We start from the raw sequence: 23682 nt of genomic DNA, 5'->3' as shown, positions 1-23682 counted from the left end.
GACCAGCACTGGCCAGCGTGCCGATTGCTATGCGCGGCGCCGGCATACGGGCTGTGCCGCATGTCATACATCACGCGTCACGCGACACAGCACTGTAGAGCACAACAACATAAAGAAGGACTATCATGGCAGAGCAATTCATCGACCGATACCAAGGCAACGGCCGCGTACTGGACGACACCTGGCACGCGCGTGAGAACATCTACGAATCGCGGCTGCGTCTGCTGCATCGGGCGCTCACGACCAAGGATCCCGGGAAGATACTGTCCATAGGCATCGGGTCGGGCATTTTCGAAACGCTGCTGCGCGACCGATACGACATCGAGGTTGCCGAGGCCGTGGAGCCATCCGCGAGCCTAGGCGCCGAGGCGCGCGAGAAAGGCATCCACGTCGTGCAAAGCACGGCGCAGGACTACGACTACTCGGGAGCGCCCTACGACACCATCGTGTACAACGGGTCAAGCTTCGGTTTCATCCCTGACGACGAAATCGAAGCGACCTTCGCGCGCAACCGCGATGTCCTCGCCGAAGGGGGCCGGCTGGTCCTGACCGATGTGCCTAGGGAAAGCGCGCTGGGCACCGTGCTGCGGCTGGCGCAGAAGTACGACATCGCGCGAGAGGATGTGGACGATCTGCTCGTCGGCACCTCGTTCTTCAATCTCGATACCCACGCCTACAAGCCGAACTGGCATCAGATCGCGTGGTATGCGAAGCTGCTTGAGGGCATCGGATTCCACGATCTGCAATACTTCCAGACCGTGCTGGCGAATCCTCCCTACCAGAACGACCGTGCTGAAGACCCGATTGAGGGGTATACGGCGGGCAATTACGTCGCAATCGTCGCGCAGCGGTAAGGCGTGAGGACACTGCTCGCAGATGATGTGATGGCAACGATGGCAACGATTCAATAACCCAAATCAGGTACGTGTTGATTCCGTAAGGGGCTGGCGGCCGTTATGCATCTGGCCGCCAGCCGCCTACCGTCTTCTGATAACCACTGGGCTCATAGGTCGTGGTCGAAGTAGACGACGTCCGGGCGCGTATTCCAGCCCTGCTTCTTCCAGAATTCCTGGCCTGCGGCATTGTCTGCTACGACGAGAATGCCTATTTTCACGATGCCGAAGGCTTTGAATACGTCCATGATGCGCTGAATCAGCCGGGTGCCGATGCCTTGGCTGCGCCATTGCTCGTCGACGGCCACATGATACAGGTATCCTTTGCGTCCATCCGTGGCGCCAAGCGCCGTGGCGATGACATGACCTTCGTCATCGACTGCTACGAAGCAGCTTTCGGGATTCTTCGAAATCAGCAGCGTGATGCCGCCGTACGTATTGTTCAGCGAATGCAGATGCATGCCCGGTGTGCGCTGCCAGAGCGCATATGCCTCCTCGTAGTCCTCGGGAAGCATGCGGTGAATGCGAGCGTTGTTCGGCTGGTCGCTCATGGTGAATCAGTTCCTTTCCTTGATCTCATGCGGGCTGGTGCCGCCATTGATGATTGCCAGAGCGTCATCAAGCGATTGGCAGGTCATGTTCTTGATAGCGATGTCGGTGAAGAATGCGATATGCGGAGTGATGATGACGTTCGGCATCGCGTAGAGCGTGTTGTAGGCCTCATTGGCAAGAGGCTTGTCCGCGTCGAAAGTGTTGCCGAACAGCGTCGCTTCGCCTTCGAGTACGTCGATGGCGGCACCGGCGATGCGGTGATGCTGCAGTGCTTCGATAAGCGCCGGGGTGTCGACCACTGGTCCGCGTGAGGCATTGACGAAATAGGCGCTTGGCTTCATCTGCGCGAGTCGATGCGCATCGATGAGATGCCGCGTGGTGCTGTCCAGATAGGTGTGCATCGTGACGACATCGGCCTGCGCGAGCAGATCGTCCTTGCTGACCCAGGTGAGGATGGAATCAAGCTCATGATTCTCTGTGATATCGTTGCCCAGCACCCGTGCGCCGAGCGCATGGAAGATGCGTGCCACCGTGGAGCCGATACGGCCTACGCCGATGATGCCGATGGTCAGTTCGCTGATTTCGCGGGAGATGAGGCCCCGCACCGAAAAATCGTGCCGTGAGCCTTGATCGTCGAATTGCGGTATGTGCCGGATGAGCCGCATGATATGCGTCAGCGTGAGCTCGGCCACCGCGCTGGGGGAGTACGAAGGCACGTTTGTGATGCGAATATTATTCTGGTGCGCCGCATGCAGATCAATGGTGTCGTACCCGGCCGAGCGAATCGCGATCTGGCGGATGCCGTATTCAGCCAGCCGACGATAGAAATCCGGATTATCGCTGGGCGCGCTGCGTTGTTTGTACGATATGCCGTCGAATCCCTGAATGGTGTGGAGCGTGTCCTCGTGCAGCTCGAAGGGAAAGCATTCGACGTGGACGTTATGGTCGTGCGCCCATTGCTGGGCGAACGGCTCCTCTTCGTCAATGGTGTGGTAAAAAGCGATCGATGTCATAGCTTGTCTTTCTTGTGGATACTGATGATGGCGTGCGATGGGCGTGGCAAAGCAGGAATGGTTCGGCATCGCCGTAATTTCAACGATTACGGAAACGACGCAATCGTGCTACCGCCTCATGCAGATCGTCCGAGCTGGCCGCGTAGCTGAAACGGAAATACCGCGAAGGGCCGTCGACGAATGCCTCCCCGGGCACTCCGGCGACTTTGGCTTCGCGTGCCATGAGCCGCGCGTAATCGAAGCTGCTTCCATCGAACTCGTCTGGCACGTGAACGTATGTGTAGAAGGCACCGGTGGGGCGGACTATGTCGTAACCGAGGCCGACAAGCGAATCCACCAGATAATCACGACGATTGCGGTAGGTCTCGACCATCAGGTCGATGGAGGCATCTCCTTGTTCGTAGGCGGTCTGAGCCGCATCCATGGTGAACATGGCTGCAGTGGAGACGTGAATCTGATGCACTTTAGCCAGTTGAGCCGCCAGATTGTGCGGCGCCGCGAAGAAACCGAGCCGCCACCCGGTCATCGCGTAGCTTTTCGATGCGCTGTCCACAACGATGGTGCGGTCGGGGGCGAACTGGGCGATTGACGGGGCTGGACGTTCGTCATAGCTGATCTCCGCATATACTTCGTCGCTGAGCACCGTCACAGCGTGACGTTCCACGACCTCGGCCAAGCCTTGCAGCTGCGCCTCATTGAGCGTCACGCCGGTGGGGTTGTTCGGCGAATTGAGCACAAGCACCGCATCGCGCCCGCGAATCGAGCGCAGCGCAGCATCAAGGGCATCTGGGGTGAGTATGAAATCAGTGGATTCGGTGTCGATTGCTATCGATTCGACGCCGATTAGTTTGGCGACATTGGCATACAGCCCGAATGCTGGCGTCGCATACAGCAGAACCGCGCCGGGATGCAGCAATGCGGTGAGCACGCTGCTGATCGCCTCGCTCGCCCCCTCGGTGACGATGATGTCTTCGGCGGGGAAGTGTAGGCTGCGGCGTCGTGCGAGATAATCCGAAATCGCCTGCCGCAACCCTGGCGTCCCCGCATTCGGAGCGTAATGCGTGCGATTGTTGGCAAGGCTGCGCAGGGCTGCCTCTTTGATGAAATCGGGCGTAGCGAAATCAGGTTCGCCCAGAGTGAGCTTGAGCATGCCCTCAATCGCTGACGCCTCCGTGTCAAACGAGCGAATAATCGACGTGGCGAGCGTATGCAGCTGTGGAAGGACGGCGTCTTCGGGGCGAAAGATGGAATCGGCCGCTGCCGCTGCAGTTTGCGCAGCTTGACTATGGGACGGTGTGCTTGTGCTCATCGTGCGCTCTCTTTCTCTGAGTTTTGCTCTGACTCTGAGGACTGGGTGACGTCATTTCTTGCGTCATTGTGTGCATCTGCCGTGACGGCATCATTGATGCAGCGCGGCACAGCGATTGCTGCGCGACTGCCGATGCGAGCCAATTGCCTGCATGTTGCGGCATCGACGGAAACGCTCTCGCTGTTGTGCTGCTCGGCGATGCGTTCCTTGTCTCCGGGCACCAGCACGTCATGGCCATCCGATGATGGCAGCGTGCGCAATCGATGGGCGAGGTCGGCGACTCGTTCGTTAATCGCCGCGCCCCCACCGAAAGCCTCGGCGTTGATGGCAGCGAAGCAATGGCAGATGTGCTGGCCGTGCATATTCAGCGAAAGCGTGCCGGAAGACAGTATCGCGGTAAGTATCTCGACGATGAGTCCCAGACCGTATCCCTTGTATCCGGCGTTGAGTTCGCCAGCGCCGCCAAGCGGTGTGAGTCCGCCGGTGCGAGGCTCGGCGTGCATACGCTCCATCACAGCGTCCGCACTGTGCTCGACGGAACCGTTCTCACTGAGTGCCCATTCGCCTTCGATGGGTTTATCGAGTTTGGCAAGGAGTTCGATCTTGCCCAATGAAACGGTGCTTGTCGCGGCGTCGTAGACTATCTGATCGCTGCCCGAGCCGACCGCGAAGGCGATGGGATTGCTGCCGATTGCGGGAGACTGGGCATGCGTGGGCACCGTCAGCGGGTTGCTGTTGGTGCTGGCCACACCAATGAATCCTTGATCGGCCGCCATTCTCGCGTAGAACCCTGCTGTGCCGAAGTGATTGGAATTGCGCACTGACACGATGCCGACGCCGTGCGTGCGTGCCTTGGCTATGGCAAGGTTCATGGCATCGCGCGAGATGAGCTGACCCATGCCGCTGTTGCCGTCGACTACGGCGCAGGCTTTGACGTCGCTTATCACAACGGCGTGGGCTTGCGGCGTGATCATATGATGGCGAAGCTTATGATCGTACATGCTCATGCGCTGCACTCCGTGCGATGCGATGCCGCGCTGATCGGCATCAATCAGGGTCGAGGTGATGAAGCCGGCATCGGCATGGCCGAAACCGTATTGTTCGAATATGCCGGTAAGGAAGGCGTTTAATTCATTGATGGAAACCTGAATATAATCGCGCACTAGTCTTCCCGCCAGTAATACAAGGTTGCCGGAAAGAATCCGGCCTTGACGACACGAACTTATCACGGTGTTCATGCGCTGGTTCGGGCGTGGTGATTGCAAAAAATGATAACCGGCTCAAAGTCGGCTAGCGGGTACCGGGATTCGTGGACTGTTTCAACGACCGTTTTGTAGCGTCAGACTGCAGATAATGGAACGAAAGGGCCACTGCGCTTGGAGTCAGTGGCCCTTTCGTTCCATTAAGTCATAGTTAGCGCAGTGTATCCGCGCAAACAGCGCTCACGACGCGAGGAAATCGGCGATCCGCTCGGTCTGCGCGTAGCCGGCGCGGTACATACGTTCCAGGCCTTCGTAGGTCTTGGTGAGGGTGGAGAGGCCGTAGAGGCTTTCGGGCGCGAGGATGAGCACACGGCCGTCCTGCTCGCATTCCTTGGCGAAGGCTACCTCGTCGTTGTAGGTCTGGTAGCGGTTAAGCAAGCGTTCGGCCGCTGCCGGATAGGTGCGCTTGAGGATGCGCGCGGGCGCGATGTCCTTGCGCTGCTCGCGCAGCACGTCCTTGAGCCGGGTGAGGATGAGCACTACGCGCTCATAGCCGTCGTCAAGCGCTTTTTGCACCGGCACCGGGTCGGCGATGCCGCCGTCATAATACGGCACATCGTCGATGACGTACGGTTTGCAAGCAACTGGAACGGCGCTCGAAGCCTTGACTGGATCCATCTGGTCGAAGCCGATGTCGGACTTGTCGAAGTATTTGGTGGAGCCATCCAACGCGTTGCAGGCGACCACAGTAAATTCGGTCGGATTGGCCTCGAATGCGGCGTAATCGACGGGGAACTCGCCGTCGTGATTCGACAGATCGCCGTACACGTAATCGAGGTGCACGAAGTTGCGGTCCTTGATGAAGTTCGTGGCGCTCGCGTATTCCTTGCGGAAGGCGTACTCGGTGTAGAAGCGGTGGTTGCGGCCGTGCTGCCGGGCGATGAACGAGGTCATATTCGCCGCCCCCGCTGACACCCCGTAGCAGTGGTCGAAATCAATGCCCAGCTCTTGGCATCGATCCATGATCCCCGCGCCGAATATGGAACGGAATCCTCCGCCGACGTCAATCAGTGCGCTTGCAGTCATAATGCGCCTCTTTCCTACTAATGCGCCCGAGCTTACCCGTCGTGTCGGGACATTGGGCAGGGATGAAGACGGGCAACCTCCTATGCGCTGAAATTCTGGCACGGGCCCGTATCGGAAAGCGTACGCTGAGCTGCAGTTATCGTACGTTTTCCGATACAGGCTCCGTGACCATGTCATAAAACGTACGCTGACAGCTATATGCCCTTTATCGTTCGAGTAGACTGCGCTCCAACGCGGCGACGCGCTCGCTGGGGTCCGAGTTACGTAGCTCGGCACCGCCTGCCGCGTCCTCGGGGGCGAGCTTGCCCAGCGATTCGAGTATGACCTGCAAGTGCCGGATCGTTCCGGCATTGCCGTCGATGATTGCTGTCGTTTCGGGCAGCAACTCGCGGAAATAGCTGCGGAAGAACGGGAAATGCGTGCAGCCTAGCACTACGGAATCGATGGCATCGAGGTCATACTGATCGAGATAGCCATGCAAGGTGCGGATGACGCGGTCGCGGTCTTCTAGCTGACCATGTTCGAGAATTTCGACGAGGTCGGGGCAGGGCTGCGAAAAAATGGTGTGCTGATCCGAAAATCGGGTCATAAGGCGCTTGAATTTCGGCTCGTGCAGCGTCAGGGGAGTGGCAGCGACAATGATGCGCTGTGCTGTTCCATGCCCGCGATCGCAGGCCGGTTTGAGCGCCGGCTCCATGCCGATGATGGGAATGTCGTACGCCTCGCGCAGCGCATCTACGGCAGCGGAAGTCGCAGTGTTGCAGGCGATGACGACCGCCTTGACCCCTTGCCTCACGAAACGGTCGACAATGTCGAAGGACAATTCGCGCACCTGCTCCGGGGTTTTGCGGCCATAGGGGGCGTTGGCTGAGTCGCCGAAATACAGCACGTGCTCATTCGGCAGGTCGCGCCGCAGCTGCCGCACGACGGAGATGCCGCCGAGCCCCGAATCGAACACGCCGATCGCTGCACGCGAAACCATGGACCGAACCTCCTGAAGACTTGCTGCCAACCTGCCTAGACATACGGGCAATACCATACTCGCATGCTTGGCGGCGTGCGCACTACGCGCCAGACGATTTCCATAGTGCGCACGAATCGAACATGCGCGCATCGCATGATTCGTGCCGAAACCGCGCCATTGCAGCGATTCGCCAATTGAGCACCTGCCCCGCCATGTTCGATTCGTACGCACTACGCAGAATGCCACGCGCGTAGTGCGCAGTGCGACTAACGCCTCCCGCCCATGCCCATCGATGAATCGACACCATGGGTGATGCCTCTGACCTGCCGATCAAAGTCGGAGAGCTGCGTCCGTTCGAACTTCGCGAATTCAGCCGCGTCGAGATTGTAGAACGCGATTTCGCGGCGAACCGTTCTGCTGCCTTCGTTGCGAACTATCCGGAAATTCCGGATAGTTGCCTCTTCCTGCAATTCTTCAGTTTCGTAGATGTTCCTCAGGTGCTCGCTGATCGTCCTGACATCCACGGCAAAGAGATCAGCGATATTCTTTTGCGAAAGCCAAAACGTCTCATCTGCATACGTGACCTGCACTGGCACGTTTCTGCCCTTGGCTTGGTACAGCACGACTTCGGACGTCGGCTGCTGTTCGATGTCGTCACTCAATGGAATGCCCTTTCTTTCGATTCTTCCCACCCAAAGCAGTCATTCCCATTTAATCAGATTAATCAGACGCTATCGCCACTGCTCATGTGCTGCTGCCGGGAAGTTAAGCAGGGAAGGGGCAGGGTGCGGGCCAGCGAGTAGGCTATGGCGTATGACACTTCCTACGCAAGTCACCAAGGGCCACGCCACCGGCAACGATTTCGTCATGTACTGGGACCCGGACGGTGCGTACGAGCCGAGCGAGAAGGAAACGCGCTGGCTGTGCGACCGTCATTTCGGCATCGGTGGCGACGGCCTGCTGCGGCTCGCACGTACCGAGGATATGCGCGGATTGGACAGCGCTCTGGTTGAAGCCTGCAAAGCCGCTGGAGCCGAATGGTTCATGGACTATCGCAACGCTGACGGCAGCATTGCTGAGATGTGTGGCAACGGGACCCGGGCAATCACTCTATTTGCGCAGAAACTCGGCCTTGCCGCCGCAGGAAGCCCATTCGCGCTTGCGACCCGCGCCGGAGTGAAAACGCTGACGTCGCTGGGCGATGTGCCTGAGCTGGGCCAAGACGTGTTCCAAGTGGAGATGGGCGCTTTTTCACGCGGGGCCATTGGCGAATACCGCGTGACGATTCCGGGAACGCCAGGTCAGGCCAACGGCACCTTCGTGGATATGGGCAATCCGCATGTCGCCGCGGTTCTTGGCGTCACGGCTAGCGCTGGTGAGGAGCTTGACGGGCCGGAATTCGCCGCTTTGAATAGTGAACTGGCTGCTGCAAGCCTGCCGGATGTGGAGATGCTTGATTTGGTGACTAAGCCGGTGGTCAATCCGGCGATCGAAAGCGACCAGAACGTTGAGTTTCTTGCGATTCGCGCGTTGGACTCGCAGCAGGATCAAGGTTCGGCGTTCATGCGCGTCAACGAGCGTGGCGTGGGCGAGACCTTGTCCTGCGGCACCGGTCTGTGCGCCTCGGGCGTGGTTCTGCAGGCCCTCACTGGCATCCACCAGTGGACGATAGCCGTGCGCGGCGGCCGTCTGCGCGTCATCGTGCGTGATGACAACACCGTCACGCTCACCGGCCCCGCCACCATCGTCGGCGAGATTCAGCTCGCGTAGCAGTTTCCGCTGTCCCCGTGTCTCATGGCGGCCTCGCGGCCCATAGCGGTCACGCGGTCAACACCCTCACACCTTGACGGGCGTGAGGCGAATCGGTGGCTTATGGCGTAATACGACCGAGACGAGTGTTGCGACCAGCGCCACAAATGCCAAGGCGATAAGCAGCATGAAGCCGTGGCTGGTGCCTTCGACTGCCGCGTGCTTGGGGTCGCCAGGCAGCGCGATCTGGCTGATGGCCAGCGAGCAGGCTAGGACGCTGGTGCCCAGAGATCCGGCGTACTGCTGGAAAGTATTGAACATCGAGTTGAAATCGGTCTGCTGCTCAGCGGTGACATATTTGCTTCCATCGCTCATCGTGTTGCTGTAACCGAGGTTGAATCCCAGCTTCAGGAATAGATAGAGTCCGGTGATCAGTGGCAGGGTCAGGTTGCCGGTGAGCCACCAGAAAGCGCCGACGCCTATCAGCATCGAAATGTTCGAGACGAGCAGCGGCAGCGCGGCTCCATGCCGGTCGTACAATGATCCGGCGAACGGCGTGATGAGCGCCCCCAGCAGCGAGCCGGGAAGCAGCAGCAGGCCGGCGTGCATGGAGTTCGCGCCCAAAAAGAGCTCGGCGAATACGGGGATAAGGAATGAGCTGCCGATATTGATGAACTGCAGGATGAAGAAATTGATGGCACGTAAGCCCACGGTCGGCGTTTTGAGCAGCCTGCCGTTCAGCAGCGGTGCGTGGCTGGATATGCTGTGCCATATCAGCAGAGCGAATGCGACCACGGTTGCCGCGATGGCGATGAGCACCGGGGCGTTGAAGGTGCCGCTGGCGCCGAGCCGGTCGAATATCTGGGTCAAAGAGACCAAGGCAAACGTCAGCAATACGAGCCCGAGCGCATCGAAATGCTGCGCCGCTTTGCTGCGCGGCGAAAGACGCAGATAGAGTTCGCCCAGAACGTAGGACAGCAGCAGCAAGGGCACGGTCAGCACGAAGATGATATGCCATGACCAGTAATAGTTGATCAGTCCGCCATATGTTGGCCCTAGGGTGGGAGCGAGGGAGATTACCATGCCTGCGATGCCCATGTAGGTTCCGCGTCGGCGCTGGGGGATAAGCGAAAGAATCACATGCATCATCAGCGGTGTCGAGACTCCGGTGGCCGCAGCTTGCAGCAGTCGGCCTACGAGCAGCACCCAGTAGTCCGCCGGAATGCTGCACAGCACGGTTCCCGCCAGGCTGGTGGCGATCGCGAGCCGGAACAGCAGCCGGGCGTCGAAGCGCTTGAGTAGGAATGACGAGGTGCTCATCACCAGTGTCACCATGAGCAGATAGCCGGAGGTCAGCAGCTGAATCGTCGACAGGGGCAGCCCGAACTCCTTGGTCATGGTCGGGAAGGTGACATTGAGCGAGGTCTCGGTCAGCACGCCGACGAACGAGAGCAGTGCCGTCGCCCCGATAGAGAGTTTGGTTCTGGCGGAGACGCGGGTTTCCTCGTGCGCCGTGGCTGCTTCCACAGTGTCGTCCTTCACAGTGTCTGCCTTCAATATGGCTACCTCGTTTGCGAAATATCGGTATCGGCAGATGTCGATCTCATGGAATGCGTTGCGATGCATACGCGCTGTCGAATATACAATGCATATCGCGACAATATGTATCGCAGACACCCGATAGCCGGTGTGGCTTGTCTGATAAGAAGGCGTTGGGAAGCTGCGCCGGAGCGGGGAAAGGGGAAGTTATACGCCTAGTGTGGCTATTGATGGTTTTACGCCAAAATGCTTCCGCTTAGGTTGCACAACAGTCGGTGGCGCTCAAGTGTTGTGACGCGCTTATCGTTACTCTGTCTAGTCCGAGGTCATTTCCGGCGTATAGGTCTTAATCTTGTAGTTTGTCGTTTCGAGCGCCAATGAGAGCTCCCGCATCTGGCGTTCAATTCGTTCGCGTTGGGCAATCATCAGCGCTCGGCGTTGTGGCATCGTCGTGTCACCCTGCTCGACGAGGCCAATGTAACGCTGCAAATCCGCCATTGTCATGCCGGACAGCCGCATCCGTGCGATGAACACGATCCTGCGCAGATCGAACGCCGAATACTCGCGATATCCAGCCATGTTGTGGCGAGGGTGCACAAGTCCCTTCGACTCGTAGTAGCGCAGCGTGTATGCAGAGAGGCCGGTCAGCGCGGCCGCATCCGAAATGCGGACAGGCGCACCGACCGCTTCGATCGTAGAATCGTCAAGCAGCTCGTGGAGCACCTCGATAGTATCCGTTGCAGGAGTTGCATCGGCGGCGTCGAGCAGTCTAGTGATGAGTTCGTGAGTCGGCATATCAATGAGTGTACAAGAGGGAGATTGACCGCCAAATCGCCGTCAGAACCCGCGTCCGGAGTGTGACGCGTCGGGAAAATCAGCCGAGGCGGAAAGCTCGGCGATTGCCCGCGTGTTCGTCAGCTGCGTTTCGTAGAGCGTTGCGAGGCTGTGCGCCGCTTCCGTGCCGAGTGGCAGCCGCAAAGGCATATTATCGGCAGTAAGGACGCGGCGAATGATTTCGGCGGCGCGGGCGGGATCGCCTTCCTGCTGCCCGTCGGATGTTGTCATATCGGCGCGTACGCTGCCCACGACAGCGTCATACGTTGCGTTTTCCTCGGCGAGCTGCAGCACGTCCGAGCGGTTGAACCCTGTCCGGAATCGGCTTGGCTCGACGATAAGGACTCTGATTCCGAACGGCGCCACCTCGCCAGCGAGCGCCTCGGACCAGCCTTCGAGTGCGAACTTTCCGGCAGAGTAGCTGCCGACAGCCGGGAATGAGCGCCGCCCGCCTTGGCTGCTCATCTGAACGATTGCCCCGTGGCCATTCGCTCGCATGGTCGGCAATGCCGCGCGCACCATCGCTGCGGGTCCAAGAATATGCTGCGCGAGCATGCCCAGCAGCTGCGCATCGGTGACCTCTTCCGCTGTGCCGACCTGGCCGACACCCGCGTTGTTGACGAGCACATCGAGTCCGCCGAATTGCCTAATCGTTTGGTCGACCACGGATGCAGCCACGTCTCGATTACGGATGTCATGCTCGATCGGGAGGAATTGATCACCATATTCGTTGACGAGATCGGCGAAACGTTCGAGATGCCGCGCTGTTCCCGCGACCTTCTCGCCGCGACGCAGTGCCGCTACGGTGAGTGCGCGTCCAAATCCGGATGAAGCGCCAGTGATGAGCCAGATTGTTGAGTTTGGTGCGTGTTCGTTCATGCTGCCGAGCGTAAAGCTTCGAGTGCGCTCGAAGGCAAGGCGCGGCGTGTCGTACATCATGGTGTTGCTGGTCAGTGCTTGGGAATTCTTTAGAATTGCATCCCGATATGCATTTGGTGTACATGCTCAGGATTTTCGCCGCCTGAAGCAGATATGCAAAAGCCCCGCAGTCATTGTGGCTGTAGGGCTTACGTGCTGTGCGCCAGACAGGATTCGAACCTGCAACCTGCTGATCCGTAGTCAGCTGCTCTAATCCATTGGGCTACTGGCGCATGTTGTCACGAGGCTTTGTTTCCTTGGCCTTGTTTTTGGCAACTCATATAAGATACAGCGTTTGCCCATACGTGGCAAACACGGCGTGTCGTTGCGTTGGCAAGGTGAAACATGATGGCTTTTGGTATAAATAGAGGTTGACAATATAAGACATTGTGCTGATGACTTGGTGTGGATGGTCGCAGGTGATTCACATGGTTCAAGGCTCAATGAGGCCTGGCAGATAAACGAATCCGCGGAATCGGAGTGTTGTAAAGAGATGAATGCCCAGCAGAAAAGGTTTGCCACGAGCTGATGCCGAGGAAAATGAAGACTCGTTTTCAGCGGGCGCATACAACCCACCATGACGGATAAGTTGGATAAGGACGATATGAGAACACACGGAACGCTGACTGCTATCAAGCGCTTAAGCGCGTCGGACCGGGCTTCGGGCCTGATTATGCTCGGGTGCGCGCTGCTGGGCATTGTGCTTGCGAATCTGCCGGCCACGGCTGACGCCTTCGCGCTTGTCGCGCATACGCATGTTGGCATTCCCGCGACCAACATCGATTTGCCGATCGGGCACTGGGCGCAGGACGGGCTGCTGACCATCTTCTTCCTGGTGGTGGGGCTTGACCTCAAGCAGGAGCTGACCACGGGGACGTTGGCTAATCCCAAGGCCGCCGCCGTGCCGATGCTCTCGGCGATAGGCGGCATGCTGGTTCCTCCGGCGCTGTTCCTGCTGGTCGCCCATGTGCTGCACTCGATGCAGCCGGGCGGCGCAGCGGGTGGACTCGGCGCTATCGCCCAGGGCTGGGCGATTCCCACGGCAACCGATATCGCGTTCTCGCTGGCGGTGCTGTCCCTCTTCGCCAAGGCGCTGCCCGGTTCGATTCGCGCGTTTCTGATGACGCTTGCCACGGTCGATGATCTGCTGGGCATAATCGTTATCGCCGTGTTTTTCTCGCATCTCAATGAGTGGTATTGGTTCGCGGGGCTTGCCTTGTGCGCGGCAGTCTGGGCGCTGCTGGTACGCATGCGCCGCGTGCCGTGGCTTGCGGTCGGCCTCGTGGGGATCGCGGCATGGGTCATGATGTTCGAAGCCGGGGTGCATCCCACGCTGGCAGGCGTGCTGGTTGGCCTGCTCACGCCTGCAATCGAACGGCATGGTGAATTGACTCCGCGTGCGGCGCGCTATCGAGACCGGTTGCAGCCCCTGTCCGCGCTTGTAGCGCTGCCGATTTTCGCAATGTTCGCTACGGGTGTGCATTTTGATGCTTTCAAACCTGCCTTGTTCGTCTCGCCGATTGTTATGGGCATTATCGTCGCGCTCGTTATCGGCAAGCCGCTCGGCATCATGGGCACGTCATGGATATGCAGGCATCTCGCGGGGCTGGACTTGCCCGAAGGACTGCGCGTGCGCGATCTGTTCCCCATGTCCTGCGCCTGCGGCATCGGATTCACCGTGTCCTTCCTGATTGCATCATTGGCATACAGCGACGTCGACATGGTTGCGGAAAGCAGAATCGGCATTCTGCTCGCTTCGCTGCTTTCCGCCGCCGTCTCTGGCATTTTGCTGCACCGCCAATCCAAGCGCTACGAGCGTGAGCTTGCGGGCGTTGAGTCCGGCGTTTGACAATCCAGTGACTGACAAAATATACAATCGCAATGCGTGAACATGCGTGAATATGCGCGAACGAGGGAGCAAAGCATGACCGAAAATGAGACCGAATCCGAGGATGGACTGACGGTGAACGAGAATACCAAGGGTGAGCTGCCCATGAATGACTCTTCCGCCGAACCCATTGGTTCCTGCGAAGGCAGCGAAGGCGATGACGCCAGCCAGGATAACAGCGGTCGTTCGCCGCTGGGGGAGGGCTACCGGCGCGGCCCGGTGCTGCTGCGCGGCTCGATGGTCCCGAGCGACAACACAACCGCCAACTTACTCAGGGAAGAGCAGTCCACCGATTGGCTGCATATGGATCCGTGGCGCGTGCTGCGCATCCAAGCCGAATTCGTCGACGGCTTCGGCGCGCTGGCTGAGTTGGGGCCGGCGATAAGCGTGTTCGGGTCGGCTCGGTCCAAGGAGAGCGATCCTGATTATCTCAGCGCGATGCGCATGGGCGAGGCGATTGCGAAGCGCAACGTCGCCGTCATCACCGGAGGCGGGCCGGGAATCATGGAGGCGGCCAATCGTGGGGCATCGAGCGTGGGCGGCAAGTCGGTCGGCCTGGGCATCGAGCTGCCGCGTGAGCAGGGCATCAACCAGTGGGTGAACCTCGGCATCAGCTTCCGCTACTTCTTCGTGCGCAAAACGATGTTCGTAAAATACTCCTCAGGCGTCATCGTCTGCCCCGGAGGATTCGGCACCTTGGACGAGCTCTTCGAACTGCTCACCCTCGTGCAGACGCATAAGGTCAAATCCATCCCGGTCGTGCTCTTCGACACGGCGTACTGGCGCGGGCTGTTCGACTGGCTGGGCGCGACCGTGCAAGGACGAGGATTCATCTCGTCACTCGACCCCGAGCTGGTGGCGTTTACCGACGATCCCGATGAGGCGGTGCGGGTCGCGGTCAGCGGGATCGCGCAGTAGGCGTTCGTGTGGTTTGTATGGTTCGTAAGGCTTGTTGGCCGTTGATCGTTGGCCTTGGCGGTTGGTTACGGCAGTTGGGCTCGCAGCGTTCGAGAATGTCTAACGTCCGATTGAACGTCCATTCGTTCCTAGTTCTTGACAGCGATGAGCATGCCGGTGCCGACGGGCACGAACGTTGAGATGAAGCGTTCATCGGATTGCACTTCGTCGAGCATAATGCGCATGGCAACCGCCTTGTCGCTGCGGTCGGCGGGATTGAGCACGCCGCCGTTGGATTCGGAGCTTTCCAGCGCCATGACATCGGTGAAGACAATCATGCCATGCTCCCCGAGCAGACGAGGCGCCTGCTCGAAAGCTGCGGCATAGTTTCCGGCCTCGCCGCATACGGCGATGAACTGGTAGGTTCCAGCGTTCAGACGCGGCAGGAACACCTCGACCGGGGCGTTCACGGCGCGCAGCGTGGTCTGCGTCACGTCGTCAAGCTGCGTGAACAGCGAACGAATCAGGCCGATGCCCTGCGCCGAGGAATCGACGGCCGTCAGCTGCCCGCGTCCCTCGAGCCCTTTAACCAGCTGCAGCGTCTCCACGACGGAGCCGGTGCCGACCGCAATCACTGACGCGGCACCGATAATCCGCACGAGCAGATTCAGCAGTTCGGCCTGCTGGGCCGACCCTTGGGGGGAGCCTGATTCCTCGGCATGCCGGCGCACGGCGTTCATGTCCTCGGACTGGTGCGAGAACGCACGGTCCTCGGCGAGTTCCCACATTTTCGCAAGATTGGTGTACGACGTCTTATCCATGACTCCCTACTCTACTGGCATGTGAGCGGAATGTGCCGCGAATACGGCGAAAATCTGCCTATTAATGATTCTTCATGGTAACGGGCCACGCTCGGACGCACGATAAATACGGTAAATCATGTCTGACGTATGAAATGTAACGTTGTATGGGTCGATTCCGTTGCATTCCATACGGTAGCTTCGAGTTAGCTTGCAAAAAGCTACGCATCCGCGGCGCATGACTTCAGTAATGCATCTTGAGCGATTCAGCGCTCGCGCACGGCGGTGGTGAGCTGCCACATCTCCTCGCCGACGTCGATACCGCGCGGGCACTGGCGTCCGCATGCACGCACCGACTGGCATGCGGCGATGCCGTCAGCGGTATCGATGGCATCGAGCCGCTGCTGGGCCGCATTGTCGCGCGAATCGTTGAGGAAACGCGAAGCCATGACCAGTGCGGCAGGCCCGATGAAGGCTTCGCCGCCTGCGAACACCGGGCAGCTGCCCTCGCATACGCCGCAGGCGATGCAGTTGCTCAGCAGTTCGTACTTGGCCAGCTGCTCCGGTTTCTGCAGGTATTCGAAGACGTCGACCTTGCCTTCACGGGTCGTGGCGAGTTTGCCATCGGCCTGCAAGTATGGCTGAAGACGTTTAATCTGATCGAGCATCGGGTCGATGTCGGCAATCAGATCGCGCTGCACCGGGAAACCAGGCAGCGGTGCAAGTTCGATGACGCCAAGATCGGGCGTGGACTGCGTCGGCTCGGCTGTGCTTTCGGCTGTGTCGACGGCTACATGAGCGTCTGCATTGATGTCTGTAGCGCTGGCTGAACTTGCGCTCGCATGCTCAGTTGCCTCTATGACGCTGCCATTCGACGTGGCAAAGTCGTGTGCTGCTGCGGAAGCGTTCACCGTTGCAGTGCGTCGGAACCCATCGTTGTGCGCGTTGTGCGGTAGCTGTTTCGCATAGTCGGATACTCTCGCCGTGCACAGCAGCGTCGGCGTGCCATTGACGGCGACCGCATCCGAACCGCACATGCCATGCCCGCAGGAGTAACGGAACGCGAGCGTCGGGTCGAGTGTGCGTTTGATGGTGAGCAGGCAATCGAGCACAGTGTCATGCGGGTGGATGCGCAGCGTGTATTCCTGGCTCCACTGCTTGCCGCGCGGGCGTTTGCGCGTCGAGCCGAAAGGCGATGCGGACTTTCGCAAGGCGCTGCTGGCGTGGCGATTCTGTCGCTCGGGTCGCGGCGCGAAGCGTTTCACCCGTATCGTGACCGTCGCCGTAGCATTGCCTATGCCGCTCATGCGCCCGCCTTTCCTGCCTTGCTGCACTGATTGACGCCACTATTTTGCCATGAGGTTCGGTCAGTTCGAGCTGATCGCCAGACGCTAGTAGGTGCGTGCCTGTGGCGGCATGTCGAGAATATGCACGGGTTGCCACAGCACATCCTCGTCGGTTGCAGTCATGGAATGGGCGAGGTAATGCTTGTCGTCGCGCTCGGTGAAATCGGTGCGGTACAGGGAGCCGCGCGACTCATGCCGCGCATCGGAGGCGTGCAACACGGCGTCGGCGAGTGTCGTCAGATGCCGTGTCTCCCAAATCGCGGTGAGCTCCTGATTGAATGCTGCCGTCGGCGCATGGCTGCGAAGGGCTTGTGCACGGAGCGATGCCACATTGCGTAGCCATGTGCGGGCGGTTGCAATGCTGTGCGCGTCGCAGCGCACGGCGAGAGCGCGTTCCATTGCTTCGCCAAGCTCGGACATCAGCTCGTAAGGATTGTCGTCGAGATTATCAGCGGAGTTGTTGGTGGGATTATCGGCTGAATCGTGCGAATCGGAGGGCATTGCAGTGGTGCCAGCGTCGGTTGCTTCATCGGCCGCGGTGGCAGCAGCGTTGTGGCCTGAGGCTAAGCCATCTCGAGAATCGGATGAGTTGACGCACTGCGACAAGAGCTGCTGCACATCCGCGCGACGGCGTTCGGCGCTCACACTGACCAGATCTTCGTTGGCATTGCTTGCATCGGCGTTGGCGAATGCATCACTGATTGCTGCATCACCTTCGCCTGTAATCGGCTGCGTGATCTTCCGCGCGATGGCTGCACCGGCGCGATTGCCGAACAGGCAGGCGTCGAGCAGCGAGTTGCCGCCCAGTCGATTCGCCCCATGCACGCTGACGCAGGAGCATTCTCCAGCGGCGTACAGCCCTTGGATGATGTCGCGTGCGTCTTCATGCCAGCGGTATACTTCGCCGTCGAGGCTTATGGGGATGCCGCCCATCGTATAGTGCGCGGTCGGCTTGATCGGCACATAATCCCGGCTCGGATCGAGATCGGCATAGGTATGAATGGTTTCAAGCACTTGCGGCAGGCTCTGCTGCATATGTTCGGTCGGGATGCCCGTCATGTCGAGCCATACGCAATCGTGCGGCCCATTGGGGTCCTTCGGGTCCGGCACGCCGAGGCCTTGTTCGACCTGATCGATGATGGCCCGGCTGACGACATCACGAGCCGCCAGATCGCCGTGCTCTGGGGCATAGTGCTGCATGAAGGCCTCGCCGTGCGCATTGCGCAGCACGCCGCCTTCGGAGCGGACTGCTTCGGAAAGCAGTATGCCGCTGTGGGCCAGCCCGGTGGGGTGAAACTGAATGAACTCCATGTCCTCAAGCTGTAATCCGGCTTCAAGCGCAAGAGCCATGCCATCGCCGGTCAGGTCCCAGGAGTTCGTTGTGGTATGGAATAGCCGCCCTGCGCCGCCGGTGGCAAGCAGCACGGTTCTCGCGTGCAGCGCATGGACGTCGCCCGCATGCGTGTCGAAGGCGACGACTCCCTGCACCGCGTCTTTCGGCTCGTTCAGCACAAGGTCGGTGACGACCCATTCCTCGGCGAACTCGACGCCGTTCGCCACGCACTGCTGCCACAGCGCGAATAGAATCTGATGCCCGACGCGGTCGGCGGAATATGCGGCGCGTCGAATCGGCGTATGCCCGAAATCAGCGGTGTGGCCGCCAAAACGCCGCTGGGCGATATGCCCGTCTGCGGTCCGGGAGAATGCGGCCCCTGAGCGTTCCAAATTGATGACGGTTTCGGGCGCGTACTGCGCCAGCACCTGTGCGGCGTCCTGATCGACCAGCCAATCGCCACCTTTGACGGTGTCGTAGTAGTGCCAATGCCAGTCGTCGTGCTCGACGTTGCCCAGACTCGCCGCGATGCCGCCTTCGGCCGAGCCGGTGTGCGAGCGCAGCGGCTGCAGCTTGGAAATCACCAGGATCTTCGGTTCCGCGCCGTTCTCCCGCGCCGTCTGCATCGCTGGCGAGCGCAGCAGCCCCAAGGCCGCAGACAATCCGGCGGCTCCGGCACCCACGATGATTGCGTCATACATTTCTTCCACATGTTCGGGACTCATACCCTCGATTCTTGCACACGGGAGGACTCGCGGGGCCGGCCTGCCGCGCGTCCGGGCGCGTTTGGCGCGTCGGGTGCGGACCGGCATCGCATTTTCGAGCCGGTGACCGATAATGGGGACATGAGTGAATCCTTCAGCAGTCGTGTCTACGATGTCGTCCGCCGCATTCCGCTGGGCAAGGTGGCGACCTATGGCCAGGTGGCGGCCTTGGCTGGCAACCCCCGCAATGCGCGCATCGTCGGCTACGCCCTGCATTCCAACCCGGAGCCGGGCGTCATACCCTGTCATCGCGTGGTCTTCCGCGACGGCTCGCTCGCCCCCGGATTCGCCTTCGGCGGCCCGGAACGCCAGCGCGTACTGTTGGAGGACGAAGGCGTATCCTTCATCCCGCCCGCCAAAAGCCATGCCAACGCAGGCGAGGACGGCTGGCTGGTCGACTTGCAGCGCTGCCAATGGCAGGAGTGAATCGAGTTCGGTCATGAGAGTTGCTCCTTCTGTTTCGGGGCATCAGGGTGGCTATTGTTTCGAGCGTTGCCGGAGTCGACGCTCACTTGTTGTGTGATGCGGATCGCGCCGCGATCGAATTCGACCATCCCCAGCAGCTCCATTTCGCCAAGCGTTTCAGTCAGCTGTGCGAATGTCGTGTCGCCAGTGAGCATGGAGAGTATCGCTTCAGGATTGGCAACCAGTTTTCGGCGGTGGCAGCGTCGTATGGCGGTACGCACCGACTCATATCGGCGCGACTCCTCAGTTTGCTTGGATGTGACGTTGGCTGGTGCCTGCTTGTCGCTGGAACTGTCGGAGGGCAATTCGTTCGTCTGTTCTGCCTGTTCGCCTGATTCCGTCGATATGCCGAGTTCGGGCGAATCAGCTGACTTGATCGGCTCCGCTGGCTCTGCCTCCGGGGCAAATCGTTCATGGCGTTTGTGACAGAGCTCATCGATATGATGCGTCGAGCACAGAATGATGGCTTTGCCGTCGCGGATGAGCGCATTGCAGCCGGCATTGTCCGGTGAATCGATGTCGCCGGGAACCGCGTAGACCTCACGCCCCAGCTCTGCCGCCCAGTTCGCGGTGTTGAGCGCGCCGGAGCGAGTCCGGGCCTGTGCCACGACAACCGTTGAGGACAGGGCGGCGATGATTCGGTTGCGCAGCAGGAAGCGCCGCGCTTCGGGCACTGTGCCGGGGCATAGCTCGCTGATAAGCGCTCCGCCGTTGGCAAGTATGGCTTCGAACAGGCGCTCGTTGCGCTGCGGGCCGATATGGTTCAGTCCTCCGGCGAACACCGCGACGGTGGTGCCGGCCCCGATGTCGTCGCGGCGCGAGGCTTCAAGCGCACCCCAGTGCGCAGCTGCATCCGTGCCGAATGCACCGCCCGAAACGACGACATGGCCATCGGCCGCCGCTTGCAAGGCTATGTCATGCGCGACGCTTCGCCCGTATTCGTTCACCCCGCGCGAGCCGACAATCGCTATCGGCTTGGGACACGCGACAAGGCTTGATGGCTCCCCGTATCCCCACAGGCACAGCGGTGCCGCCCAATCCTTGCGTGTGGACAGGTCAGCCAGCTGACTGGGCCAGTACTGGCTATGCGGTGCGATGATCCACTGGCTGCCGTCCATCGTGAACCAGTCCGATAGCAGCTGCGGGTCGTGGCTGGGCAATTGCGTGAAACGATCGAGCCATCGGTGCAAAGCCCGCCGGAATACCTGCATACCCCGGTGATCAACGCTGCGACCCCAGCGTGCGATGCCCGTGGCAAACATGGATTCCAGCGCACGCTGCGCATGCATGCTGGTGCTCGACAGGCTGGTTTCCGGTGGACTGGATTGCGCCATGTCGTTTGCGGATTCGCGCAGCAGCGTCACCACTGACTGCGCGTTCTGTGCGCCTTTGAGCAGGGCGAACATCAGGGCGTCCGCGCCGTCGAGGCAGAAGGTAAGCGTGGCTCGGGCGAGCGTCTCGGCATCAGGCGGCGAAACCACCGGCTGACTGCTCGGTGAAGCAACCGTATCATCGCTGACTGCAGCGCTCATGTGGCTGGGCACAGCGTTCTCGTTGCTGTTCGTAGCATCGGTCTGACTGGCTACAGCGCCTTCTGGCCGCATGGTGCCTGACTGTCTGACCACAGTGGGTTTATACCCATTTGGAGTGTCTGCGCCGCCGAGAAGGACGCTCGCGTTGCCGTTCATGACAGCCTCGTGCGTAGCGCGATGCCCTGCATCATTTCGGATTTGCCGGGGGAGTCCTTGCCTTCAAGGTCGGCGAGCGTCCACGCCAGGCGCATGGCGCGGTCGGCTCCGCGCAGGCTCAGCCGTCTGCGTTCCAAGGCCTGATTGACCAATTCGACGGCCTGGCGCGAGGTATTCTCCCGCAGCCAAGTGCCTCCCGCCTGGGCGTTGCAGCCCCAATGCCGCTCGCGGAAACGCTCTCTTGCTGCCGCACGCGCCTTGGACACCGCCAGGCGCATATCCCGGCTGCATGCGCCCTGCGCCGCAAGCCGCCCGGTTATCCGCTCGACGGGCGGCACTTCCACTTGGATGTCGATGCGGTCGAGAATCGGCCCCGAAAGACGTGAAAAATAGCGTACGCGGTCCTTTTCCCGGCAGGTGCAGCGCTCCCCGTCGCCGTATCCGAAGCCGCAGGGGCAGGGATTCGCTGCCATAACCAATTGGAAGCGTGCAGGATAGTAGGTGGTTCCTTTGGCGCGTGACAGCGCTATATACCCTGATTCCAATGGCTCGCGCAAGGTTTGCAGCGCCCGAGGAGAGAACTCAGGTGCTTCATCCATGAACAGGACGCCGCGATGCGCCCGCGTAATGGCTCCAGGCTGCGCGATTCCTGAGCCGCCGCCGACCAGCGCAGCGTTCGACGCGGTATGGTGCGGTGCCTCGAATGGCGGTATATCGCTGATGCCATAGCTGCCCAATGTCCCGCACAAAGAGCGAATAGAGGCTACTTCGAGCTGTTCCGCATCATCGAGCGGGCTCATGATACCGGGCAGACGCGAAGCAAGCATGGTTTTGCCGGCACCCGGCGGCCCTGTCATCAACACATGATGCCCGCCGGCCGCAGCCACCTGCAGTACCCACTTCGTGTGCTCCTGGCCGACGACCTCGCTCATATCCTGCGGTTCAATCGGAGCCTGACTGTCATGTGACAGCGCATGCGCTTCATCTCGGCGCTCGGGAGCCAACTGGTACTTCGCATTTCCGCCCATCATCTCGATAAGCTCGCCGACGTGGCGCACACAGACCGTATCCAGCCCGCCGACCAGCCTGGCCTCGTCCTCATTGGCGTGCGGCACGATGATGCGGCGCAAGCCGTGCTGTTTGGCATGCAGCATGATTGGCAGCAGACCATTGATCGGCAACACCGTACCATCGAGATTGACCTCGCCCAGCACGATGGTGTCCACGAGGTTGTCCGCATCTATCGCGCCCGCCGCGGCGAGCACGCTGGCAGCTATCGCCAGATCATGCGAGGATCCGCGTTTGGGCAATGACGCAGGTGAGAGATTGACGGTGACGCGCGTCTGCGGCCAAGAGAAGCCGCTCGCCTGGCAGGCTGATTTCACGCGTTCGCGGGCCTCGCTCAACGAAGCGTCGGGAAGTCCGATGATGGAGAAGTACGGCAGACCGGGCGAGATGAAGGACTGGATCTGGATGACGAAGGCCTTGAGCCCGATCAGGCCGATCGACAGAGCGCCGCCGATAGCCATCAGAACGCCTCGGGAATATAGCGCACGCTCGGCCCGCTCGCCTCAAGCAGAATGCTGATGACGTCAAAGCGCACGCCGTTATGCGCGATGCGATGCTCCGGCTCAAGCAGCCACTGCACCCCGGCCCGGCGCAATCGCAGCCGTTTGCGCGCAGTCACCGCCTCCTGTGGGCTCCCATAGCGCGTGGTGCGGCGGGTTTTCACCTCGACGAAGACAATCGTGCGCTCCGGGTCGAGCATGACGAGATCCAATTCGCCATAGCGCGTGTGCCAGTTGCGCGACAGCGTCGACCAGCCGCGCCTGGCAAGCCAGGCAGCGGCGTATTCCTCGCCAAGGACGCCGAAACGCGCCGGAGCGAGCGTCGGGTCCCGCAGCTGCGCGGACAACTCCTGCAATGCACTCGCCGCTGCCAGAGCCGGGGATTCGATGCCGCGAATCGTGGCGGCATGGGTCATGCCGGACTGTTGCGCGTTGCCTGGCAGGACATCGAGAGGATGCGCGTCGATGCCCTGCGAACCGATGTGTTCTGTGTTGGCAGGGCGTTGCGTATGAATAAGCGGACGTACATCGGTGCGGGGCTGGGTATCAATAAGCTGTATGTTCATATGACCAGTTGACCAGAAAACGCTCGCGGAGCACAGCGATTTCAGGTCATGTGGTCGAAGGGTACGAATCCGGCGTGTTGTGGATAGGATGTGGACAAAATCGAGTTATCCACAATGCCGGGTACTACATGCAGCGTACGTTTTATGGCATGTTACAGATGTCCGTATTGGAAAACGTACGCTAACTACAGCTCAGTGTACGTTTTCCGATACGGGAGTGTGCAACGTGCTGCAAAACGTACGCTGCAGACAGTCTAGGGACGCATGCCGTCCGCCCAAGCCGGACCAGCCCAGCCCAGGCGCCGCGC

21 protein-coding genes and 1 tRNA gene are annotated in these 23682 nt (G+C 60.2%); 5 read left to right on the top strand and 17 right to left on the bottom strand.

Translation table 11 applies throughout. The annotated features are described in order from the left end of the window. The first annotated feature begins 125 nt into the window (after positions 1–125). Positions 126–854: a class I SAM-dependent methyltransferase gene (locus LKK40_RS00555; RefSeq protein WP_304308298.1), complete on the top strand. Its 729-nt coding sequence runs from the start codon at positions 126–128 to the stop codon at positions 852–854. A gap of 149 nt (positions 855–1003) precedes the next feature. On the opposite strand, the gene LKK40_RS00550 is transcribed toward LKK40_RS00555, so the two are convergent. From LKK40_RS00550 to LKK40_RS00520, 7 genes are all read right to left on the bottom strand, one after another. Beyond that, positions 1004–1444: a GNAT family N-acetyltransferase gene (locus LKK40_RS00550; protein WP_304308296.1), complete on the bottom strand. Its 441-nt coding sequence runs from the start codon at positions 1442–1444 to the stop codon at positions 1004–1006. Between the two features lie 6 nt (positions 1445–1450). Continuing rightward, positions 1451–2458, bottom strand: a complete 1008-nt coding sequence (locus LKK40_RS00545) for a D-2-hydroxyacid dehydrogenase (RefSeq protein ID WP_304308295.1) — start codon at positions 2456–2458, stop codon at positions 1451–1453. Positions 2459–2537: 79 nt separating this feature from the next. Then, positions 2538–3767 (bottom strand): aminotransferase class I/II-fold pyridoxal phosphate-dependent enzyme, encoded by a 1230-nt coding sequence (locus LKK40_RS00540; protein WP_304308293.1) that lies wholly within the window; start codon positions 3765–3767, stop codon positions 2538–2540. Continuing rightward, positions 3764–4930 (bottom strand): Ldh family oxidoreductase, encoded by a 1167-nt coding sequence (locus LKK40_RS00535; protein ID WP_304308291.1) that lies wholly within the window; start codon positions 4928–4930, stop codon positions 3764–3766. The genes LKK40_RS00540 and LKK40_RS00535 overlap by 4 nt, the downstream gene beginning before the upstream one ends. Before the next feature lie 279 nt (positions 4931–5209). Further along, entirely contained in the window at positions 5210–6055 is an 846-nt protein-coding gene (locus LKK40_RS00530) for a patatin-like phospholipase family protein (protein WP_304308290.1), read from the bottom strand. Positions 6056–6260: 205 nt separating this feature from the next. Further along, positions 6261–7037, bottom strand: a complete 777-nt coding sequence (murI, locus tag LKK40_RS00525) for a glutamate racemase (RefSeq protein WP_304308288.1) — start codon at positions 7035–7037, stop codon at positions 6261–6263. A gap of 248 nt (positions 7038–7285) precedes the next feature. Beyond that, complete coding sequence (locus tag LKK40_RS00520) at positions 7286–7711, bottom strand: hypothetical protein (RefSeq protein ID WP_304308286.1); 426 nt, start codon at positions 7709–7711, stop codon at positions 7286–7288. A 121-nt stretch (positions 7712–7832) separates the two neighbouring features. Between LKK40_RS00520 and dapF the strand changes: the two genes are divergently transcribed. After that, positions 7833–8789, top strand: a complete 957-nt coding sequence (dapF, locus tag LKK40_RS00515) for a diaminopimelate epimerase (RefSeq protein ID WP_304308285.1) — start codon at positions 7833–7835, stop codon at positions 8787–8789. A gap of 66 nt (positions 8790–8855) precedes the next feature. On the opposite strand, the gene LKK40_RS00510 is transcribed toward dapF, so the two are convergent. The 4 genes from LKK40_RS00510 to LKK40_RS00495 form a co-directional block, all read right to left on the bottom strand. Next, the gene (locus LKK40_RS00510; protein ID WP_304308283.1) at positions 8856–10310 is read right to left on the bottom strand and encodes an MFS transporter; all 1455 of its coding nucleotides are present in this window, start codon (positions 10308–10310) and stop codon (positions 8856–8858) included. Positions 10311–10622: 312 nt separating this feature from the next. Continuing rightward, positions 10623–11102: a MerR family transcriptional regulator gene (locus tag LKK40_RS00505; RefSeq protein ID WP_304308282.1), complete on the bottom strand. Its 480-nt coding sequence runs from the start codon at positions 11100–11102 to the stop codon at positions 10623–10625. Positions 11103–11144: 42 nt separating this feature from the next. Beyond that, complete coding sequence (locus LKK40_RS00500) at positions 11145–12020, bottom strand: SDR family oxidoreductase (protein WP_304308280.1); 876 nt, start codon at positions 12018–12020, stop codon at positions 11145–11147. Positions 12021–12218: 198 nt separating this feature from the next. Further along, positions 12219–12292, bottom strand: a tRNA-Arg gene (locus tag LKK40_RS00495). Between the two features lie 371 nt (positions 12293–12663). On the opposite strand from LKK40_RS00495, the gene nhaA reads away from it, so the two are divergent. Further along, positions 12664–13908 (top strand): Na+/H+ antiporter NhaA, encoded by a 1245-nt coding sequence (nhaA, locus tag LKK40_RS00490; RefSeq protein ID WP_304308278.1) that lies wholly within the window; start codon positions 12664–12666, stop codon positions 13906–13908. Positions 13909–14184: 276 nt separating this feature from the next. After that, on the top strand, positions 14185–14865 hold the full coding sequence (locus tag LKK40_RS00485) for a TIGR00730 family Rossman fold protein (protein ID WP_304308919.1): 681 nt from the start codon (positions 14185–14187) through the stop codon (positions 14863–14865). A 128-nt stretch (positions 14866–14993) separates the two neighbouring features. Here the strand turns inward: LKK40_RS00485 and LKK40_RS00480 are convergent, their stop codons facing one another. From LKK40_RS00480 to LKK40_RS00470, 3 genes are all read right to left on the bottom strand, one after another. Further along, positions 14994–15665, bottom strand: a complete 672-nt coding sequence (locus LKK40_RS00480; protein WP_304308276.1) for an O-methyltransferase — start codon at positions 15663–15665, stop codon at positions 14994–14996. A gap of 245 nt (positions 15666–15910) precedes the next feature. Further along, positions 15911–16951 (bottom strand): succinate dehydrogenase/fumarate reductase iron-sulfur subunit, encoded by a 1041-nt coding sequence (locus LKK40_RS00475; RefSeq protein WP_304308274.1) that lies wholly within the window; start codon positions 16949–16951, stop codon positions 15911–15913. 84 nt (positions 16952–17035) lie between these two features. Then, a complete protein-coding gene (locus tag LKK40_RS00470; RefSeq protein ID WP_304308273.1) occupies positions 17036–19048 on the bottom strand; it encodes an FAD-binding protein in 2013 nt (670 codons plus the stop codon). A 120-nt stretch (positions 19049–19168) separates the two neighbouring features. Here LKK40_RS00470 and LKK40_RS00465 point away from each other — a divergent pair, with 120 nt between their 5' ends. Further along, on the top strand, positions 19169–19513 hold the full coding sequence (locus tag LKK40_RS00465; RefSeq protein WP_304308271.1) for an MGMT family protein: 345 nt from the start codon (positions 19169–19171) through the stop codon (positions 19511–19513). Positions 19514–19524: 11 nt separating this feature from the next. On the opposite strand, the gene LKK40_RS00460 is transcribed toward LKK40_RS00465, so the two are convergent. The 3 genes from LKK40_RS00460 to LKK40_RS00450 form a co-directional block, all read right to left on the bottom strand. Further along, positions 19525–21084 (bottom strand): DNA-processing protein DprA, encoded by a 1560-nt coding sequence (locus tag LKK40_RS00460; protein ID WP_304308918.1) that lies wholly within the window; start codon positions 21082–21084, stop codon positions 19525–19527. 152 nt (positions 21085–21236) lie between these two features. Continuing rightward, positions 21237–22769, bottom strand: coding sequence for a YifB family Mg chelatase-like AAA ATPase (locus LKK40_RS00455; RefSeq protein WP_304308269.1), 1533 nt, complete (start codon positions 22767–22769; stop codon positions 21237–21239). Further along, complete coding sequence (locus LKK40_RS00450) at positions 22769–23224, bottom strand: YraN family protein (RefSeq protein ID WP_304308917.1); 456 nt, start codon at positions 23222–23224, stop codon at positions 22769–22771. The genes LKK40_RS00455 and LKK40_RS00450 overlap by 1 nt, the downstream gene beginning before the upstream one ends. Between the last annotated feature and the right edge of the window lie 458 nt (positions 23225–23682).

Origin of the sequence: Bifidobacterium tibiigranuli, assembly GCF_022655035.1 — a bacterium.
Taxonomy (GTDB): Bacteria; Actinomycetota; Actinomycetes; order Actinomycetales; family Bifidobacteriaceae; genus Bifidobacterium; species Bifidobacterium tibiigranuli_A.
The sequence above is the reverse complement of the archived record's forward strand: the minus strand, read 5'-3'. Positions and strand labels throughout refer to the sequence as shown.

Bases quoted from the DNA above. Each gene is read 5' to 3' on its own strand.
- LKK40_RS00555 (WP_304308298.1), top strand. From the start codon at position 126: ATGGCAGAGCAATTCATCGACCGATACCAAGGCAACGGCCGCGTACTG.
- LKK40_RS00550 (WP_304308296.1), bottom strand. From the start codon at position 1,444: ATGAGCGACCAGCCGAACAACGCTCGCATTCACCGCATGCTTCCCGAG.
- LKK40_RS00545 (WP_304308295.1), bottom strand. From the start codon at position 2,458: ATGACATCGATCGCTTTTTACCACACCATTGACGAAGAGGAGCCGTTC.
- LKK40_RS00540 (WP_304308293.1), bottom strand. From the start codon at position 3,767: ATGAGCACAAGCACACCGTCCCATAGTCAAGCTGCGCAAACTGCAGCG.
- LKK40_RS00530 (WP_304308290.1), bottom strand. From the start codon at position 6,055: ATGACTGCAAGCGCACTGATTGACGTCGGCGGAGGATTCCGTTCCATA.
- murI (WP_304308288.1), bottom strand. From the start codon at position 7,037: ATGGTTTCGCGTGCAGCGATCGGCGTGTTCGATTCGGGGCTCGGCGGC.
- dapF (WP_304308285.1), top strand. From the start codon at position 7,833: ATGACACTTCCTACGCAAGTCACCAAGGGCCACGCCACCGGCAACGAT.
- LKK40_RS00505 (WP_304308282.1), bottom strand. From the start codon at position 11,102: ATGCCGACTCACGAACTCATCACTAGACTGCTCGACGCCGCCGATGCA.
- LKK40_RS00500 (WP_304308280.1), bottom strand. From the start codon at position 12,020: ATGAACGAACACGCACCAAACTCAACAATCTGGCTCATCACTGGCGCT.
- nhaA (WP_304308278.1), top strand. From the start codon at position 12,664: ATGAGAACACACGGAACGCTGACTGCTATCAAGCGCTTAAGCGCGTCG.
- LKK40_RS00485 (WP_304308919.1), top strand. From the start codon at position 14,185: ATGGTCCCGAGCGACAACACAACCGCCAACTTACTCAGGGAAGAGCAG.
- LKK40_RS00480 (WP_304308276.1), bottom strand. From the start codon at position 15,665: ATGGATAAGACGTCGTACACCAATCTTGCGAAAATGTGGGAACTCGCC.
- LKK40_RS00475 (WP_304308274.1), bottom strand. From the start codon at position 16,951: ATGAGCGGCATAGGCAATGCTACGGCGACGGTCACGATACGGGTGAAA.
- LKK40_RS00470 (WP_304308273.1), bottom strand. From the start codon at position 19,048: ATGAGTCCCGAACATGTGGAAGAAATGTATGACGCAATCATCGTGGGT.
- LKK40_RS00465 (WP_304308271.1), top strand. From the start codon at position 19,169: ATGAGTGAATCCTTCAGCAGTCGTGTCTACGATGTCGTCCGCCGCATT.
- LKK40_RS00460 (WP_304308918.1), bottom strand. From the start codon at position 21,084: ATGAGCGCTGCAGTCAGCGATGATACGGTTGCTTCACCGAGCAGTCAG.
- LKK40_RS00455 (WP_304308269.1), bottom strand. From the start codon at position 22,769: ATGGCTATCGGCGGCGCTCTGTCGATCGGCCTGATCGGGCTCAAGGCC.
- LKK40_RS00450 (WP_304308917.1), bottom strand. From the start codon at position 23,224: ATGACCCATGCCGCCACGATTCGCGGCATCGAATCCCCGGCTCTGGCA.